The organism is Endozoicomonas arenosclerae, from assembly GCF_001562015.1.
Lineage (GTDB): Bacteria > Pseudomonadota > Gammaproteobacteria > Pseudomonadales > Endozoicomonadaceae > Endozoicomonas_A > Endozoicomonas_A arenosclerae.
Genome location: NZ_LASA01000285.1, coordinates 1 through 743, shown reverse-complemented (window position 1 = coordinate 743; position 743 = coordinate 1). Strand labels below are relative to the sequence as shown.

Here is a 743-nt window from a genome sequence, read left to right as displayed (position 1 = left end):
CAGACAGCGATGAAATGAATCTGGCTGCGGCGGGGCAGATCCTTTATAAGAACTACGACTTCAGCCAGATCAACCGGGTCTCCAGTACCGCGAAGGTGGACGATAACGCCAACAGCGGTAACTGGACAGTAGAAGGCAATACCATTGCCAAAGGAGGCTCGATTACCTTCACTGGCGTCAGTCAGATCAAGACCACCCAGGGCATCGCTAATGGCCTGACAGTGGGTCAGACGGTCGAGCTGGGTAAGACTGACAGTGATGTCTCGACCATCACAGTGGCGGGCATGACTTTTACTGGCAGTTCAAGTTATACCGGCAGCAGTACCAATTCGGACGACTCTGAGGATATCGTGACGGATAGTACAGGCGGCGCCTGGACAGTCACCGGTACCCAGGCACTGTCCAGTGGCAGCCGGTCACTGAGTGGCGTGGACCGGGTCAATACGTCCGGAAACATTACCGACAACAGCACCACCGACTGGTCCGTGGACGGTGCCAACCTTATCTCGTCCAGCGGTCGGGGCCTGACCATTGGCAGTACCACCCAACTGACCACCCAGGGCAATGTTACCGACGCCACCAATAAAGGCTGGGCGGTACGGGGCGATAATCTGGCCTTCTCCACGGACAATGCCCTGACCGTTGCAGGCACCGACCGGATCACCACCACCGGTGCGATCACCAATGAGATGAGTTCGGGTCAGGAAGTCCAGCTGAATGCCACTGACATCACGGTGGGCGGC

The 743-nt window shown here is 57.5% G+C and carries 1 protein-coding gene; it reads left to right on the top strand.

What is annotated here, in order from left to right; genetic code table 11:
* Positions 1-14: 14 nt before the first annotated feature.
* The coding region (locus WG89_RS31530; RefSeq protein WP_172806963.1) for a hypothetical protein at positions 15-743 on the top strand (729 nt) is incomplete at its 3' end.